Origin of the sequence: Pseudomonas rubra (genome assembly GCF_028656935.1) — a bacterium.
GTDB lineage: Bacteria > Pseudomonadota > Gammaproteobacteria > Pseudomonadales > Pseudomonadaceae > Aquipseudomonas > Aquipseudomonas rubra.
In genome coordinates, this window is the sequence record NZ_JAMDGZ010000074.1 from 1 (window position 1) to 16,047 (window position 16,047).

General features: G+C 63.3%; 12 protein-coding genes, 1 tRNA gene and 1 pseudogene. 11 read left to right on the forward strand and 3 right to left on the reverse strand.

Annotated elements, in window-relative coordinates; translation table 11 throughout:
• Positions 1-472: Rossmann-fold NAD(P)-binding domain-containing protein (locus M5G17_RS25765; RefSeq protein ID WP_476453929.1), on the reverse strand; the 472-nt coding region annotated here is incomplete at its 3' end.
• Positions 473-1,131: 659 nt separating this feature from the next.
• On the opposite strand from M5G17_RS25765, the gene M5G17_RS25770 reads away from it, so the two are divergent.
• The 11 genes and pseudogenes from M5G17_RS25770 to M5G17_RS25820 form a co-directional block, all read left to right on the forward strand.
• A complete protein-coding gene (locus M5G17_RS25770) occupies positions 1,132-1,518 on the forward strand; it encodes a helix-turn-helix domain-containing protein (RefSeq protein ID WP_273895686.1) in 387 nt (128 codons plus the stop codon).
• Between the two features lie 99 nt (positions 1,519-1,617).
• Positions 1,618-2,256 (forward strand): response regulator transcription factor GacA, encoded by a 639-nt coding sequence (gene gacA, locus M5G17_RS25775; protein WP_130264321.1) that lies wholly within the window; start codon positions 1,618-1,620, stop codon positions 2,254-2,256.
• A gap of 8 nt (positions 2,257-2,264) precedes the next feature.
• Positions 2,265-4,088 (forward strand): excinuclease ABC subunit UvrC, encoded by a 1,824-nt coding sequence (gene uvrC, locus M5G17_RS25780; RefSeq protein ID WP_273895687.1) that lies wholly within the window; start codon positions 2,265-2,267, stop codon positions 4,086-4,088.
• A 32-nt stretch (positions 4,089-4,120) separates the two neighbouring features.
• Positions 4,121-4,681 (forward strand): CDP-diacylglycerol--glycerol-3-phosphate 3-phosphatidyltransferase, encoded by a 561-nt coding sequence (gene pgsA / locus M5G17_RS25785; protein ID WP_273895688.1) that lies wholly within the window; start codon positions 4,121-4,123, stop codon positions 4,679-4,681.
• 62 nt (positions 4,682-4,743) lie between these two features.
• Positions 4,744-4,819, forward strand: a tRNA-Gly gene (locus M5G17_RS25790).
• Positions 4,820-5,102: 283 nt separating this feature from the next.
• Positions 5,103-6,839, forward strand: coding sequence for a S8/S53 family peptidase (locus tag M5G17_RS25795; RefSeq protein WP_273895689.1), 1,737 nt, complete (start codon positions 5,103-5,105; stop codon positions 6,837-6,839).
• Positions 6,840-7,122: 283 nt separating this feature from the next.
• The gene (locus M5G17_RS25800) at positions 7,123-7,851 is read left to right on the forward strand and encodes an efflux RND transporter periplasmic adaptor subunit (RefSeq protein ID WP_420793332.1); all 729 of its coding nucleotides are present in this window, start codon (positions 7,123-7,125) and stop codon (positions 7,849-7,851) included.
• A complete protein-coding gene (locus tag M5G17_RS25805) occupies positions 7,848-9,167 on the forward strand; it encodes an efflux RND transporter periplasmic adaptor subunit (protein WP_273895691.1) in 1,320 nt (439 codons plus the stop codon). The genes M5G17_RS25800 and M5G17_RS25805 overlap by 4 nt, the downstream gene beginning before the upstream one ends.
• Complete coding sequence (locus tag M5G17_RS25810) at positions 9,164-11,263, forward strand: site-2 protease family protein (protein ID WP_273895692.1); 2,100 nt, start codon at positions 9,164-9,166, stop codon at positions 11,261-11,263. Before M5G17_RS25805 ends, M5G17_RS25810 begins: the two co-directional genes overlap by 4 nt.
• 186 nt (positions 11,264-11,449) lie before the next feature.
• On the forward strand, positions 11,450-12,013 hold the full coding sequence (locus tag M5G17_RS25815; RefSeq protein WP_273895693.1) for a hypothetical protein: 564 nt from the start codon (positions 11,450-11,452) through the stop codon (positions 12,011-12,013).
• Positions 11,976-12,530 (forward strand): annotated as a pseudogene (locus M5G17_RS25820) (TolC family protein); the annotation flags it as partial. The gene M5G17_RS25815 and the pseudogene M5G17_RS25820, both read left to right, overlap by 38 nt.
• A gap of 12 nt (positions 12,531-12,542) precedes the next feature.
• Here the strand turns inward: M5G17_RS25820 and M5G17_RS25825 are convergent.
• A complete protein-coding gene (locus M5G17_RS25825; RefSeq protein WP_273895694.1) occupies positions 12,543-13,391 on the reverse strand; it encodes an alpha/beta hydrolase in 849 nt (282 codons plus the stop codon).
• Positions 13,391-16,006 carry an autotransporter family protein gene (locus M5G17_RS25830; RefSeq protein ID WP_420793328.1) on the reverse strand — a complete coding sequence of 872 codons (2,616 nt, stop codon included), beginning with the start codon at positions 16,004-16,006 and terminating at the stop codon, positions 13,391-13,393. Before M5G17_RS25830 ends, M5G17_RS25825 begins: the two co-directional genes overlap by 1 nt.
• Positions 16,007-16,047 lie beyond the last annotated feature (41 nt).

Consider the following 16,047-nt stretch of genomic DNA (forward strand, 5'->3'; position numbering starts at 1 on the left):
ACTCGGGGGTGCCCGCGTCACCGCAATCAATGCCGGCGCGTTTCCCGAAGTGTTTATCGACGATCGGCACCACCACGTTCTTGACCGTGCCGGGCAGCACGGTACTGCGTACTACCACGGTATGGCGGCTGGCCTTGTCCCGCAGGGCGGAGCCGATTTCACGGCATACCGCTTCCATGTAGACCAGGTCCAGGTCGCCGTTCTTCTTGCTTGGGGTGCCGACGCACAGCAACGACATCTCGGTGGCCAGCACGGCGGCCTGAACATCGGTGGTGCCGCGCAGGCGGCCGTGGCGCACGCCATCGAGCAGCAATTGCTCAAGGCCCGGTTCGACAATCGGCGACTTGCCCTGGTTGATCATGTCGATCTTGGCTTGCGAGATATCCACGCCCAGCACCTGGTGCCCACGGGCGGACAAGCAACCGGCACAGACCGCGCCCACATAACCCAATCCAAAGATACTGATGTTCATAGTTCCCTCTCTCAGGGTTCAGCGCAGGCTGACCGAGATACTCAGTTAAACGGCATAGTCGAGGTGGCAGACGCGCAAGCAAAAAGCAGCGCGCTAACGGGAGGCGATGCAAACGTTTTTGGTTGTCTTTTTACATCCTAAGGGAGTTTTTTTAACTTCGGCAAGCAGTCTCTAACTCTGCTTTGGATAAAGTTTAAATTGCAGTTGTTAAAGTTAAAAAACTCTTATAAATCAATTAGTTAAAGTTTTATGTTAGTTAGGCGTCAAAAAAATGATATCGGTGTTTTGCCGTGAAAATGACGTCAGAATGTCGTTACTCTAGTGGCTTTTCGCCGCTTTTATGGTTTTTTTGGCGGTGCTTTTTTCTATTGTTCTGAACGCCTTTGTTCTCCCTGTATTGCGTATTTGATACTTCAAACACGTGGGGTGACGGCACTTTGTCTGTTGCGCCAAGTTGCCTGTTTAATCCCCCTTTGTGCGTGAAGTGCGTCGTTGCACTGCACGACTTGCAGCGGTTGTCCTGACAGGCCTGGACAGGTGGATCGGGCTTCGACTTGTGCAGCGCAGCCGATCGCGGCATAGTTCGGGCTTCGTTCGAGGCACGCCATTGAAGGGTGTGCGCTCATCCATCCGGATGCTGGACAAGGGACGTCAGATCAATGAACGGAATCGGTTCGCGTATCAGGGAAGAAAGGGAACGTTTGGGCCTCACTCAGCGCGCCTTTGGCGACATCGGTGGGGTAGAGCCCAACGCCCAGGGCAAGTATGAAAGTGGCGAACGCACGCCTAAGGCCGACTACCTCGCCGCCGTTGCTGCGCGCGGGGTCGATGCCTTGTATGTGTTGAGCGGCGTGCATACGCCGGTTGAACACAGCAGCCTGAACACCGAGGAAGAACAGTTGCTCAGCAGCTTTCGCCTGGCGGCAGTGGCCGACCGGGCGGCTGTCCAGCAATTGCTCGGCAGCCTCGCCGAACACGCGCCGCGGCCGCCGACCAGGGCGGCTGGCTATGGGCGCGGGCTGTATGGGCGGCTGTCAGGAAAATGAAAAATGACGTCAGACAAATGACGGGTTCCGTTAGGTCTACGGCTGTATTTTTTGCTAAGGTGGCGGGATCCAATTACCGCCGCAGTGCGAGGTGTCTGCTTGATTAGGGTGCTGGTGGTCGATGACCACGATCTGGTGCGTACGGGCATCACGCGCATGCTGGCCGATATCGATGGCCTGCAGGTGGTGGGTGAGGCCGACTCCGGCGAGGCGTCGCTCAAAGTCGCGCGTGAACTCAAGCCCGACGTGATCCTGATGGATGTAAAAATGCCCGGTATCGGCGGCCTGGAGGCGACGCGCAAGTTGCTGCGCAGCCACCCGGACGTGAAAGTGGTGGCGGTGACTGTCTGTGAAGAAGACCCGTTCCCCACCCGCCTGCTGCAGGCCGGTGCTGCCGGGTACCTGACCAAGGGTGCAGGGCTGGATGAAATGGTCCAGGCCATTCGCCTGGTGTTTGCCGGCCAGCGCTACATCAGCCCGCAGATCGCCCAGCAATTGGCGCTCAAGTCGTTCCAGCCGCAAGGCTCGCCGTTCGATGCGTTGTCGGAGCGCGAAATCCAGATTGCCCTGATGATCGTTGGCTGCCAGAAGGTGCAGATCATCTCCGACAAACTGTGCCTGTCACCGAAAACGGTCAATACTTACCGCTACCGGATCTTCGAAAAACTCTCGGTCACCAGCGACGTCGAGCTGACGCTGCTGGCGGTCCGCCACGGCATGGTTGACGCCAGTCTCTGAGCTCACTCATGACACCTGTGTTCGATTCAAGCGCTTTCCTGGCGACCTGCAGCGGTCGCCCGGGAGTCTACCGGATGTTCGACGGTGAAGCCCGGCTGCTGTATGTGGGCAAGGCCAAGAACCTCAAGAAGCGCCTCGCCAGTTACTTTCGCAAAACTGGTCTGGCGCCGAAGACGGCTGCCCTGGTGGCGCGCATCGCCCAGGTTGAAACCACCATCACCGCCAACGAGACCGAGGCGCTGCTGCTCGAGCAGACCCTGATCAAAGAGTGGCGGCCGCCGTACAACATCCTGTTGCGCGACGACAAATCCTATCCTTATGTGTTTTTGTCCGACGGTGATTACCCGCGCCTGGGTATCCATCGCGGGGCCAAGAAGCAAAAGGGCAAGTATTTTGGCCCGTACCCCAGCGCCGGGGCTATCCGCGAAAGCCTGAGCCTGCTGCAGAAGACCTTTTTCGTTCGCCAGTGCGAAGACAGTTATTACAGCAACCGCACCCGGCCGTGCCTGCAATACCAGATCAAACGCTGCAAGGCGCCCTGTGTCGGCCTGGTCGAGCCTGAGGAATATGCGGTCGATGTGCGTCACTCGGTGATGTTCCTCGAAGGCCGCAGCCATCAGTTGACCAACGAGTTGAACGCCGAGATGGAGCAGGCGGCCATGGCCCTGGAATTCGAGAAAGCCGCCGAGTTGCGCGACCAGATCGCCTTGCTGCGCAGGGTTCAGGACCAGCAGAGCATGGAGGGTGGCAGCGGCGATGTCGACGTGATCGCGGCGTTCGTCAACCCCGGCGGCGCTTGCGTGCACCTGATCAGCGTGCGTGGCGGGCGGGTGCTGGGCAGCAAGAACTTCTTCCCGCAAGTGGGCATCGAGGAGGAGGTGGCCGAGGTCATGGCCGCGTTCCTCTCGCAATACTATGTGGCCAATGCCGAGCGCGAATTGCCGGGCGAGTTGATCGTCAATGTGGTGCACGAGGACTTCGCCGCCATCAGCGCCGCCATCCAGACCCTGCGCGGCCGTGAGTTGACCATCAGCCACCGGGTGCGTGGCACCCGGGCGCGCTGGCAGCAGTTGGCGGTGACCAACGCCGAACAGGCGCTGGGCGCACGCCTGGCCAACCGTCAGCACATGGCGTCGCGCTTCGAGGCCCTGGCCCAGGTGCTGGCCCTGGAGGAAACCCCGCAACGCCTGGAATGCTACGACATCAGCCATTCCAGCGGCGAAGCCACCGTCGCCTCGTGCGTGGTATTCGGCCCGGAGGGGCCACTTAAAAGTGACTATCGCCGCTACAACATCGAGGGCGTGACCCCAGGCGACGACTACGCGGCCATGCACCAGGCCTTGACTCGGCGTTTTGGCCGGCTCAAGGACGGCGAGGGCAAGCTGCCCGACGTACTGCTGGTGGACGGTGGCAAGGGCCAACTGAACATGGCTCGCGAGGTACTGCAGGAGCTGGCAGTGCCCGACCTGATCCTGCTCGGGGTGGCCAAGGGCGCTACGCGCAAGGCCGGTTTCGAGACTTTGTACCTCAATGACGTGGCCCATGAGTTCACCCTCAAGGGCGACTCACCGGCGCTGCACCTGATCCAGCAGATTCGCGACGAAGCCCACCGTTTCGCCATCACCGGTCACCGTGCCCGCCGAGGCAAGGCCCGGCGTACCTCGACCCTTGAGGGTGTCGCCGGGGTGGGCCCGAAACGCCGCCGCGACTTGCTCAAACACTTCGGTGGCCTGCAGGAATTGACCCGCGCCAGCGTCGAGGAAATCGCCAAGGCGCCGGGAATCAGTAAAAAGCTTGCCGAGTCGATTTATGCCAACCTGCATAGCGAGTAGAATGCCCGCTCACTTTGCAGCCAGTTGTGCCGATGAATATTCCAAATCTGCTTACCGTTCTTCGCGTCCTGCTCATTCCGATCTTCATTTTGCTGTTCTATGTTCCGTATCACTGGAGCTATATCGCAGCGAGCAGTGTCTTCGCCATCGCCGCAGCCACAGACTGGCTGGACGGCTACCTGGCGCGTCGCCTGCAGCAGAGCACGCCGTTCGGTGCCTTCCTGGACCCGGTGGCCGACAAGCTGATGGTGGCGGTGGCCCTGGTGCTGCTGGTGCAAGTGCATGCCAACTTGTGGCTGACGTTGCCGGCGGCGGTGATCATCGGCCGCGAGATCGTGGTCTCGGCGCTGCGCGAGTGGATGGCCGAGCTTGGGGCGAGGGCGCATGTGGCGGTGTCGAACCTGGGCAAATGGAAAACCGCGGCGCAGATGCTCGCTCTGGTGGTCCTGCTGGCCAACCCGCCGGTACTGACCTTCTGGGTGGTTCTGGGCTATGCCTTGCTGATGGTTTCGGCGGGCCTGACCCTGTGGTCGATGGTGCACTACCTGCGCGCCGCCTGGCCGCACCTGCGCGAAGGCTCGGAGCAGAAATAAAGTTTTTTGAATCAAGGGCTTGACGAGATTTTTCGAATCGTTACAATAGCCCCCATCACGACGCGGGAATAGCTCAGTTGGTAGAGCACGACCTTGCCAAGGTCGGGGTCGCGAGTTCGAGTCTCGTTTCCCGCTCCAAATATGGCGCTACAGCATTCAGCAGAGTTCTGTGGTGATAGACAAAAGGCCCTTCGGGGCCTTTTGTCGTTTCTGCCCGCTGTGTGCTCAGATCCGCCATCGACAAGCCCCTCACTCCCAGAGGCTTCGCGCCAACCACACGTATTTTGGCGCCACTGACCTGGCATTTCTGCCAGTAGGCACCCTCATTCCATCCCGATATGTTCGGCGCACGGCCAGTGGATGACATTGGCCGGCTGGGTACCTGCGTATCCGGCGTCACTGCGCGATACGGAATACAGATATGGGCACCTTGCGGATGCGACGGCTTATCGTGCTGCTGGTGGTTTGGAGCGTGGGCACCGAGGTCTGTGCAGCATTGCGCATTGAAGGCCTGGAGCCCTGTGAGCCCTGGCGGGCATATAAACCGCAGGTCTGGTGCATGCAGGTCACAGGCATGGGCCGGGAGCTGCCGACAGTGGTACTCAATGGCAGCGCTTTGGCTACTGGATCCGTGACCCGCATGTTGGATTCGCTGCGCTTTCGTCTCAACCAAAGGCAGAGCGTCAGTGGGCCGATCTGGTTGGCTGCCGATGGACAAACCAGCAATGGCGTGTGGCTTACCATGGGCCAGAGCCGTGTGGTGGCTGCTGGTCAGTATCCGCAAATAAGGCTCAACGACCGTGTCGTAACCGCCTTGGACCTGGTTAGCCTGGTCTTTCGCGAGGATCTTGACGGCCTGATACAGGCGCAACGGGTCGCACGCCAGTATGGCCTGGAAATCGTCGGTGCAATCCCTCCACTGAACGTTTATCAGGTGCGTTTGCCGGTAAATAGCCTGGAAGGTCGAGACATTCTGCTGGCAACGCTAGGGCGCGAGGCGGCTATCGAGGGGGTCGTCGTGGAAGACGACAATCTCGAGATGCCCGCGGACCCGCTCAGGGCAATCGATCCTCCTGACCAGCAAGGCTGGATCGCCAATCGGTTCCTGCAGGCTGTTGACCTGTATACAGACTACGCCGTGAAGGCGGCTCAAGCGCACAAGCTTCACACCCTGTTGGTTGGCGTCATCGAGAGTGGAGTGAACTTCGATGCCGGCGACTTCGCAAGCTACCTGGTACCTTGCGATTCAGGCCAGGTGTGCCTCTATGCGCGGCACAGCCGAGCGGCGACGCATGGCACTGCTGTCTCCGGGTATCTGGCGGCAGGCGCACATCCGAGTGCCAACCTGGGCTTTTTGAGCCGAATGGGCGCAGCTGGAGGGTTCAGGGTCATTGTCGACCGCGGCGCACGAGCGGGTGTGGCAGCTCGTGTCGCGGCCTCGGTGAACCTCGTGCAGGACGGGGTGAGGGTGCTCAACTGGAGTTGGGGTGTCCATCGAATGGGGGGCATCAACCAGCGCGGCGAGCCGATTCAAGCCAATGTGCGTTCCGATCTGGCGTTCAACGGTTACGCAACGCTGCTTAAGCGGTTTTTCGCCTGGTTGGCGCGTAATCACCCTGCTGTGGTGGTCATCAACTCTGCCGGCAACAGCGCGTCGCTCACTGACCAGCACCTGCCTGCATCGCTGTTGGCGGATCAACTGATAGTGGTCGGTGCCCATCAGCGCACTGGTCGAGACGTGGATGTGGAGGATGCAGGTTTCGTGGCGAGCCGAGCCAGCTCCAATGTCGGGCAGCGGGTCGATATCACCGCAGCCGGGTGTCCTCCTTGGGCGAGTAGCGCCCGCGCAGAACCTGGCGGCTGCGGCACCTCTTATGCCGCGGCCTTGGTCACCGGCGCGGTTGCGGCCATGCTGTCCATCGACCCGGAGCTTGAGCCCAGGCAGGTCAGGACGCTGTTGCGACAGAGCGCATTACCGCTGGCGAGCGGAGGCACTGTCGACATTACATTACCGCTCACTTCTGAAGAGCGATCGATTGCAGGCGACAGTGCGACGGGACAGTCTGCGCGGTTGAATATGCAGGGGGCCTTGGAGCTTGTGATAGTGCGTCGGGCTGCTGCCTCCGTGGCAGGGGCGCAGGCCCCTGTGTCTCGTTAGTGGCTGCAGGTTAAAAAATCCTTGAGTTCAGCCAGCTCCCCGCTACCACGCCCCCGAAAACACTGATAGCATCCTGCCACTTTTCTTGAGTGCAGCCGCAACGCCGTGCGTGCCTGTTAACCCGATACTACGCTTGCCATGGCACCTGTGCCTGTCCCGGGACTACGTGTCCTTGAGCAACGGCAGTCAACTTCGCGCCGCTGCAACCGATACACAACGCATACAACGAATAATGAAAGGATGCAGCGAAATGAAGCACGGAGCATGGTGCCTGGCGTTGGTGATGGTCGGCAGCCTGGCGCAGGCTGCGACCGAGAGCGATCCGCTGCTCGACGGCGCCACTTCGAGCGCCAGTGAAGTGCGCGGTGTGCTGCGCGCCCGCTCCCAGGCGGTGCTGGCCAGCGAACTGGCCGGGCGCGTGGTGGACATGCCGTTTGCCGAAGGCCAGTCGTTCAGCAAAGGCGATGTGCTGGTGCGTTTCGATTGCAGCGCTTACCAGGCACAACAGAATGCCGCCGGCGCTGCCGTGCGTGCGGCCCGTGAAGAGTTGCGCAACAAGCAGCAACTGGCCGCGCTCAATTCGGTTGGGCGTTTCGAGGTGACCCTGGCCGAGGCCCGCCAGGCTCAGGCCCAGGCCGAGGCGCAGGTCTATCAGGTGCAGGTGCAGCGCTGCCAGATCAAGGCGCCGTTCGACGGCCAGGTGGTGGCGCGCAAGGTCCAGGCCCACGAAAGCGTGGCCAACGGCGCGCCGTTGCTGGAGATCGTCGACAACCGCTCCCTGGAAGTCCACCTGCTGGTGCCTTCGCGCTGGCTGGGCAAGCTCAAGCCTGAGCAGACCTTCAGTTTTGTCCCCGACGAAACCGGCGCGCCGCTGGAGGCCGTGGTCAAACGCCTGGGGGCGCGCATCGATGAAGGCAGCCAGACGCTGCTGCTGATCGCCACCCTGCCGGCCAACAGTCGCGGCCTGCTGGCTGGCATGAGCGGCACCGCGCACTTTGCCACGCAACCATGAACGCGCCCGCACCCAATGCCATGGAGCAACTGCTGGCGCAGTACTTGCGCCTGGAACATCAGGCCCGTGCTGCGGCCTCGGTCCAGACCCTGGCCTTCAGCATGGTCAACGACCCCCAGGCGCTGTTCGCCTTTCGCCACGCCGCGTTGCTGATTGCAGGCAAGGTGCGGGCCTTGACCGGCATCAGCGTGGTTGAGCCGAATGCGCCGTTCGTGGCGTTCATCGAACATGCCGCCGCGCAGTTGGGTAACAGCGGGCGCCTGGGCAGCAGCGGGCCGCTGAGTGCAGATGATTTCGATCAGGCCAGCCGCGACGACTGGCAGTCGTTGTCGGCGGAGCATGCCTTCTGGCTGCCGCTCAAGGACCGCCACGGCGCGGTCTTTGGTGGCGTGTGGCTGGCCCGCGACATGCCCTGGGTCGAGGCCGAGCACAGCTTGCTCAGCCACCTGGGCGATTGCTACAGCCATGCCTGGCTGGCCTTGCAACCAGGCAAGCCGTGGCGCCTGCGCTGGCCGGCGCGGACCCGCTGGGCGATAGCCGCCGCGGCCCTGCTGGTGCTGCTGGTGCCGGTGCGCCAGTCGGTGCTGGCGCCGGCTGAAGTGGTGCCGCGCAACGGTCAGGTGGTGGCCGCGCCGCTGGATGGGGTGATCGCCGAGTTCCTGGTCAAACCCAACCAGGCGGTGCAGGCCGGGCAGGTGCTGGTGCGCTTTGACGCCACCAGCCTCAAGGCTCAGGCCGATGTCGCCGAGCGCACCCTCGGGGTCGCCGAGGCCGAGCTCAAGGCCAATACCCAGCGGGCCTTTTCCGATAGCGAATCCAGCGCCCGGCTTGACCTGCTGGCGGCCCGGGTCGAGCAGAAGCGCGCCGAGCGCGACTACGCCCGCGAGTTGCTGGCACGCGCCGAGGTGCGCGCCGAGCGCGCCGGTATTGCGGTGTTCGCCGATGCCCAGCGCCTGACCGGCAAGCCGCTGCAAACCGGCGAGCGCCTGCTGGAAATCGCCGATCCGGCCCAGGCCGAACTGCGCATCGAGCTCCCAGTGGCCGATGCCCTGAGCCTTGAGCCCGGCGCCGAGGTCGCGCTGTTTCTCGACAGCGACCCGCTGCACCGCCATGGCGCCGAGCTTGAACGTACTGCCTACCAAGCGCAGACCACCCCGGCCGGCCAGCTGGCCTACCGCCTGGATGCGCGCTTCATTGAGGCGCCGCCGCGCATCGGCCTGCGCGGCACCGCCAAACTGTTTGGCGCGCGCGCACCGCTGGCGCTGTACGTATTGCGTCGGCCGTTGGCGGCCCTGCGGCAGACGGTGGGCCTGTGATGCTGCCGGCGCTGCGCCCGGACCTGCAACTGTCGCCCGCCGCACCAGGGCTGGACGGCGCGGCACAGTGGACCCTGGCCGACCCGTTGCGCGGGCGCTATTTCAAGCTCGGGGCGCCGGCCATGCGCCTGTTGCGCCACTGGGCGCTGGGTGATCCGGCGCGGGTGCTGGCGGCGGCCAATCAGGAGCCTGGCATGCCGCTGCCGGGCACAGCCATCGAGGAGTTGCTGCGTTTTTTGCGTGGCCATGATCTGGTCACGGCCAGCGATGATGAGCAGCGTGCCAGCTACGCCGACAAGGCCGCTAGCCAGCGCCAGGGCTTGTGGACCCAGTTGCTGCACAAATACCTGTTCTTTCGCATCCCGCTGTGGCGCCCGGATGCCTTTCTCAACCGCACCTGGCCTTGGCTTGCGCGATTCGGCCCGGCCTTGTTGCGCTACGGCCTGCCGACGGTACTGGTCCTGGGGCTGTTTCTGGTGCTGCGTGACTGGCAGCGCTTTCTTGCCACCTTTCCGCACCTGTTGAGCCTGGGCGGCGCAGTGGCCTTTGCCATTGCCCTGGGCTTTGCCAAGTTGTGCCACGAATTCGGCCACGCCTACATGGCCAAGCGCGCCGGCTGCCGGGTGCCGAGCATGGGCCTGGCGTTCATGGTGCTGTTGCCGATGCTCTACACCGATGTCAGCGATGCCTGGCGCGTACAGGACCGCCGCAGCCGCTTGCTGATCGGCGCAGGTGGCGTGCTCGCCGAACTGTTGCTGGCCTGTGTGGCGCTGCTGGCCTGGTCATTGCTGCCTGACGGGGCAGGGCGCACGGCGGCGTTCATGCTGGCCAGCGCCACCTGGATCACCACCCTGGCGATCAACCTCAATCCGCTGATGCGCTTTGACGGCTACTTCCTGCTCAGCGACCTGTGGGCAGTCGACAACCTGCAGGGCCGGGCCTTTGCCGTGTGCCGCTGGCGCCTGCGCGAGGCGCTGTTCGGTTATGGTGAGGCGGCGCCCGAGCCTTTGTCGGCAGGCTTGCGTCGGCGCTTGCTGGCCTGGGGCTACGCCTCGTGGCTGTGGCGTGCGGTGTTGTTCCTGGGTATTGCCCTGGCGGTGTATCACCTGTTCTTCAAGGCGCTGGGCATTTTCCTGATGCTGGTGGAGCTGACCTGGTTCATCGCCTTGCCGATCTACCAGGAGGGCCGCCACTGGTGGCAGCAGCGCCAGCGGGCGCAGCCGCGCAAGGTGTTGTGGCTCGGCCTTGGCCTTCTCGCCTTGTTGCTGTTGCTGGTACTGCCGTGGCGCAGCGACGTCGAGGTGCCGGCGTTGCTCGAAGCCTCGCGGGTCAGCGCCTTGCATGCACCGACGGCGGCGCGTATCCGCGAAGTAAAGGTGCAGGACGGCGAGCAGGTGGCCCAGGATCAGTTGCTGGTAGTGCTGCAGTCCCCAGACCTGGATTCGCGCCTGCAGATCGTGCGCCAGGAAATCCAGATCCTTCAGGTGCAGTTGCGCCGCCAGGCCGGGCGTAGCGAAACCGCCGCCGACAGCGGCATTCTTGAGCAACGCCTGGCCGAGGCACTGGCCGAATACCGCGGGCTTGCCGCCCAGCGCGAGCGCCTGAACCTGCGCGCGCCGCACGCCGGGGTGGTGCGCGACCTGACCGAAGGCCTGGCACCAGGCCGCTGGATCGCCGCGCAATTGCCGCTGGCCGCCGTGGTCGAGGAGGGCGTGCGCCTGCGAGGCTATCTGGCCGAAGCGGACTTGTGGCGGGTCGAAGCCGGCGCCTCCGGGCACTTTGTCGCCGACGATCCGTTGCGCGCTTCACTGCCGGTCACGTTAAGCGAAATCGATACCACCGGGGTTGGCGCCATCGATCAGGAAGCGCTGGTTTCCGAGCATCAAGGGCCCATTGCCATCCGCCGTGACGAGAACCGCCGGGCGCAACCCTTGCAGGGGCAGTACGGTGTGCGCTTTGCGCTGCAAAGCAGCGCGCCAGGCATGCTTCAGCGCCCGGTTCGCGGGCTGGTGGTGGTCGATGGCCAAGGCCAGTCGCTGCTGGCTGCGGCTTGGCGACGAATGGCCGCGCTGGGGGTAAGAGAAAGCGGGTTTTGAGCGCGCACGCCTCATGAAAGCTGCAGCCTAGTTCCCCATGCCGACGTTCGCCGAGCTGCAAGCGGCCGATCCCCATGCTTTTGCGCTATCGCTGGGCGCGGACACCCGCGTCGCCATCGAGCGCGTGCAATTGACCACGGGTGTGGCGATGAGTGCCCGCCTCGAGTGCTTCCTGGTGTTTTCGCCTTGCCTGCCGACCTGCTGTCGCAGCAGGGCGTCTACCGCGTCATCGGCCCAGAGCAGCAGGAATGGCTGCTGCTGATGACCCCGGTACAGCCCGAACCTGATGGCCGTCATGTGCTCCAGGCCCTGCTGCACCGCGAGCGCGAGCCGCTGTTCGAAGAGCGTACCCTGGGCAACATCTTTATCCACAACGGCCTGAGCGCGCCAAGCTTCATCGCCCAGGTATTCGCCAGCAGCGACAGTGGTGGCGACAGCGCAGGGCTGGGCTTCCTCGGTTTTGGTGGCGGTGACGGTGGGGGCTTCGGCACCAGTACCTTTGCCGGCCTGTTCGCCCGGGAAGCGGCGCAGGAGGGCGAGTCGATGCGTGTATTCGACGGCAAGCAGTGGCGCACCACCGACCCTGCGCAAGGCTTGCGCGCAGTGTTTGGCGCCGCCTCGTTGGAGCAGCAGTTGCAGAACATCAAGGACGCCGAACAGCGTCCTGTACGCGAATTGGCCATGGCTCTGGCACAGCCGACACAGATCGGCAACCCGCAAGGCCATGCTGCGCTTGCTGCCGGGCCTTGAGTTCTCGGCCGGTGGGCACTACGACAGCAACTCCTTCCTGGTCAACCAGAGCTGGGCGGACTACGGCGTCAAGGTGACCTGGAACCTGTTCAACGTGTTGTCGGCCCCGGCAGCCATCAAGGTCGCCAAAGCCGGTGAAGACGTTGCGGCGGCGCGGCGCCAGGCCATGTCGATGGCGGTGCTGGCGCAGTTGTATGTGGCCAACGCCAACTACAACGAGGCGGCGCGCCAGTTCCGCGCCAGCGAAGAGCTGGCGGCACTGGACGGGCAGATTGCCGAGCAGTTGCGCAACCGCTACCAGACCCAGAACATCGGTGAGCTGGAGTTGATCCAGGGCGAACTGAACAACCTGCAGACGCAGTTGAAACGCGACCTGTCGTACGCTGAGTTGCGTAACGCCTACGCGCAGTTGTATGTCAGCTCCGGCACCGACTTGTTGCCGGACACACTGCCTGATAGTACGTTGGCGACCATTGCTTCGGCATTGCAAAACAGCGAGGAGCGTTGGGCGCAGTGACGCCGGCAGAGCTCAGGGGCAGGGCCCGATCAGTTGGCTCTGCCAGTGCGCCCAGGCGTTCTCCCAGCCCTGTTCATGACTGGCCGCAGGGATGATGATCCGTTGATTGCAACGGCTCGACTCCTCGGTGCCACGAAAACTGGCGGCGATGTCGCCAGTGATCACCGTGTCCCGGCCTCCCAGCAGGTGGCGCTGGGGCAAGGATTTCAGACGCGTCCGATAGACCATCGGGTCCAGTGAGCCGTCGAGGGGCGACAAGCCCTTGCGCCGGACCCACAAGCCCGGGTCGAGATTGCCGGCAATCGTCTGCAACTGGGTAACATCGTCCCGTTGCCCGGCCAGCAGCACGGCCAGCGCCGCGCCACCTGAATACCCCACCAACTCGAACTCGCGATTGCCAAACCGCTGCTTGAGCCGGTCCAACGCCTGGCTGAGGCTGGTGACGACTTCCTGGGCAAAGCGTCGGTCGGTCCACAGCGCGGTTGTGCAGCCGGCGGCCGTGACAAACTGGCATGGCCGTGCAAGGTAGGCGTTGGGGGTTGGATCATTGATTGCCAAGCGCGCTACCAGCAGGTTACGTGGGCTCGGGTCGAGGCTGGGCTGGCTTGGCGTGGCCCAGGCATGGCCGTCGCCTTCCAGGTATACCCGCAGACGTTTGCTTGCAGGTTGCTCAGGCGCTAGCAGGACGAGCGGGAACGGCTGGCCCGGCACTGTTTCCAGGTGTCGGCCGTGCTGTTGCGCCAGTTGCTGGAGTGCTGAATATGGGGATTGGCAGGCACAAAGAAGGGCGCTGACCAGCAGCGCCCCCAAGGTTCGACAAACGCCGGCCCACGGGCGTGGGCCGGCCGGGCGATTACGCATCAGAAGTCGTAACGGACTTTCGCCGAGAACACGTCAGCATCGAAGCCCGACTTGCCGATGTAGTCGTAGTTGACGCCCAGGGTCACCGCGCCCAGCTTGTAGTCGGCACCTACGCCGGCTTCATAGCTGTCACGCGCCGCCTTGGCACCGCTGGTCACGAACGGCGTGCTGCCGAGCAGGAAGGTCGAGGTGCTCTTGGCTTCGTCAGCGGCGAAGTCGTGATAGGCCATCAACTTGGCTTGCGGCTCCAGGGTCCCTGCGCCCAACGGGAAGCTGCCGGCCACACGCAGGCCTGCGCCCAGCTCGATGGCCTCGTAACGCTGGTCTTCGACTTTCAAGGCTGCCGAAGAACCCTTCTCGCGGTAGCCGTCGATGTTGACCAGGCTGTAACGGGCGGCCAGGCGCGGTTCAACCAGCATCTGCGAGTTGATGTGGTAGGTGTAGCCACCGACCAGGTTCAAGCCCAGCAGGTCGCTGTCGTAGTTGGCCTTGGCGCGGGTGCCGGCGATGGAGCGGGTGCTTTCGTTGTCGTTGACGCCGTAGGTCAGGCTGGCATCGACGAAATAGTTACCCTGCTCGAAGCCGCCGTACAGCGTGAAGGCATGGCTGTCGACTTCAGTCTGGTTGCCGCTTTTGCCGTTGACGTCGGTGTTGATGAAGCTGTAAGCCAGGCCCAGGGTCAGGTTGTCGTTCAGCTTGCCATCGGCACCGACCGCGATACCGCGGCTGTAGGCGTTGTAGCCCGCCACGCCGTCGCGCAGGTCCTGGCTGGCGTCGCTGTACAGGGTCTGTACCCAGACGCCGGTTTCCTTGAAGCCTTCACCCGAGGAGGCGCCGCGCAGGGCGCTTGTGCGGTTGCCGGTGACGTTGCTCACCAGGTTCTGGCTGGTGGTGGCGGCTTGAGTCGCGCCACCGTTGGTTTCCGGGGTCAGCTCGGAGGCCAGCTTGGCGACCTGGGCCTCATCGGCGTTGAGCAGGGCCTGCTTGAACGGGTCGTTGTTGGCCAGCTTGCCAATCATGCCGTCGGCAGTCAGGCTGCTCAGGGCTTTCTGGCTGTTGGCCGAACCGCCCTGGTTGGTGATGATCTGCTCGACTTCTTCCTTGCCCTTGCCGGTGACGACCGCCACTACCTGCTGGTTGTCGACGGTGAAACTGTCGACCTTGAGCAGCGCAGAAGTGCTGACCAGGTTGAGCTTGGCATTCGGGTCGACGGTTTCGCCGTCTGCGCCGAGCAGCTCGATCCGGCCGGCTTCGAGCAGTTTGTAGGTGCTGCCGTTGGCGTTGAAATCTTCGCCTTTGGCCGCCAGTTGCAGTTGCGCGCCCTGGCCGAACTGGGTGGTGCCGGTGACCTTGAGCACGGCAGTGCTGGCGTTGGTGGCGCTGCTCAGGTTCAGGCCCACGGCCGAGTTGCCGGCGACGTACAGGTTGCCGTCGATGCTGGTGTGCGGGGCTTCGAAGGTCAGGGTGGTTTTCAGGTTGTCGCTGACGCTGCCGACATCGATCCAGCCGTTGTCCTTGAGGCGAATGTTGGAGCCGTCAGCACGGCTGTCGGTGCCGGTGAACGAGGTATCGCCTTCGATCTCGATATTGCTCAGGTCGATCAGGTTGCCGACGATGACGCTGCCTTTGCGCAGGATCAGCTCGACTGGGCGGTTGCTTTCCGAGGCGTCGATGGCTTCGTCGGCAGAGATGATCGTGCCGCTGTTGAAAATGTTGAAGTCGCCTTCATCTTTGTACCAAGGCTGGGCGCCCGGGCTGTCGAAGTCGCTGAAACCGATGGCGATGGCAGCGTCTTCGGCGCGGATGGTGCCGGTATTGATCAGGTGGTTGTTCATGCCGGTGAAGCTGGCACCATCGATGCGGATGCCTTCGGCGTCGTCGCCATTGGCAATGATGGTGCCGTGGTTCTCGATGCCGGCCAGGTCGACCATGTCGGTGTACATGCCCGAGCCACTGGTGGTGGCGTCGATGCCGGTGGCGCCTGCGCCGGTGACTTCGATCAGGCCGCGGTTGATGACCTTGCCGACGATCTCGCCGCCTTCAAGGTTGATGCCCTTGGCATCTTCACCCTTGGCGATGATCTTGCCGCTGGCGTCATTGAGCAGGTCGCCCTTGATCACCGACGATCCGGAAAAGTCCAGGGCTCGGGCGACGTCGCGGCCGCCACCGTCGGTCAGGGGAGCACCTTCTGCGTAGAGCAGGCCTTGGTTGATGAGGCTGCCGCCGATCTTGGCCGGGTCGATCATCAGCGCGTTGGCGCCACCGCCGATGGCCGAGATGCTGCCCTTGTTGATCACGTCGCCGCCGACGCTGTTGGCAACCCAGGATTGCGTGCCTTCCCAGACATCCATGTCGACGCCACCGGCGAAGTCACCGGTGCTGTTGATGGTGGCGTTGAGAATCAGGTCTTTCTCGATGCTTGAGCCATTGAGTTCGATGGCATCTTCATCGCTGCCGCCGGTGTAGGCACCGTTGATCTCAAGATTGCCGCTGTAGCGTTGGTGTTCGCTCTTGAAGCCTGCGTTGGTCAGCTGGACAGTTTCTGCGAGGGCGGGCAGGGCAGTGGCGGTTATGGCCAGGGCGAGCAGGGTCTTGCGGAACATCACAGGAGTCACGGTTTATTCCTTTAACGGCGTGTTGAGTGCTTCGCTTCCGT

Excerpts from the sequence above, each read along its gene's own strand:
- M5G17_RS25770 (WP_273895686.1), top strand. The coding sequence starts at position 1,132 with ATGAACGGAATCGGTTCGCGTATCAGGGAAGAAAGGGAACGTTTGGGC.
- uvrC (WP_273895687.1), top strand. The coding sequence starts at position 2,265 with ATGACACCTGTGTTCGATTCAAGCGCTTTCCTGGCGACCTGCAGCGGT.
- pgsA (WP_273895688.1), top strand. The coding sequence starts at position 4,121 with ATGAATATTCCAAATCTGCTTACCGTTCTTCGCGTCCTGCTCATTCCG.
- M5G17_RS25795 (WP_273895689.1), top strand. The coding sequence starts at position 5,103 with ATGGGCACCTTGCGGATGCGACGGCTTATCGTGCTGCTGGTGGTTTGG.
- M5G17_RS25800 (WP_420793332.1), top strand. The coding sequence starts at position 7,123 with ATGGTCGGCAGCCTGGCGCAGGCTGCGACCGAGAGCGATCCGCTGCTC.
- M5G17_RS25805 (WP_273895691.1), top strand. The coding sequence starts at position 7,848 with ATGAACGCGCCCGCACCCAATGCCATGGAGCAACTGCTGGCGCAGTAC.
- M5G17_RS25825 (WP_273895694.1), bottom strand. The coding sequence starts at position 13,391 with ATGCGTAATCGCCCGGCCGGCCCACGCCCGTGGGCCGGCGTTTGTCGA.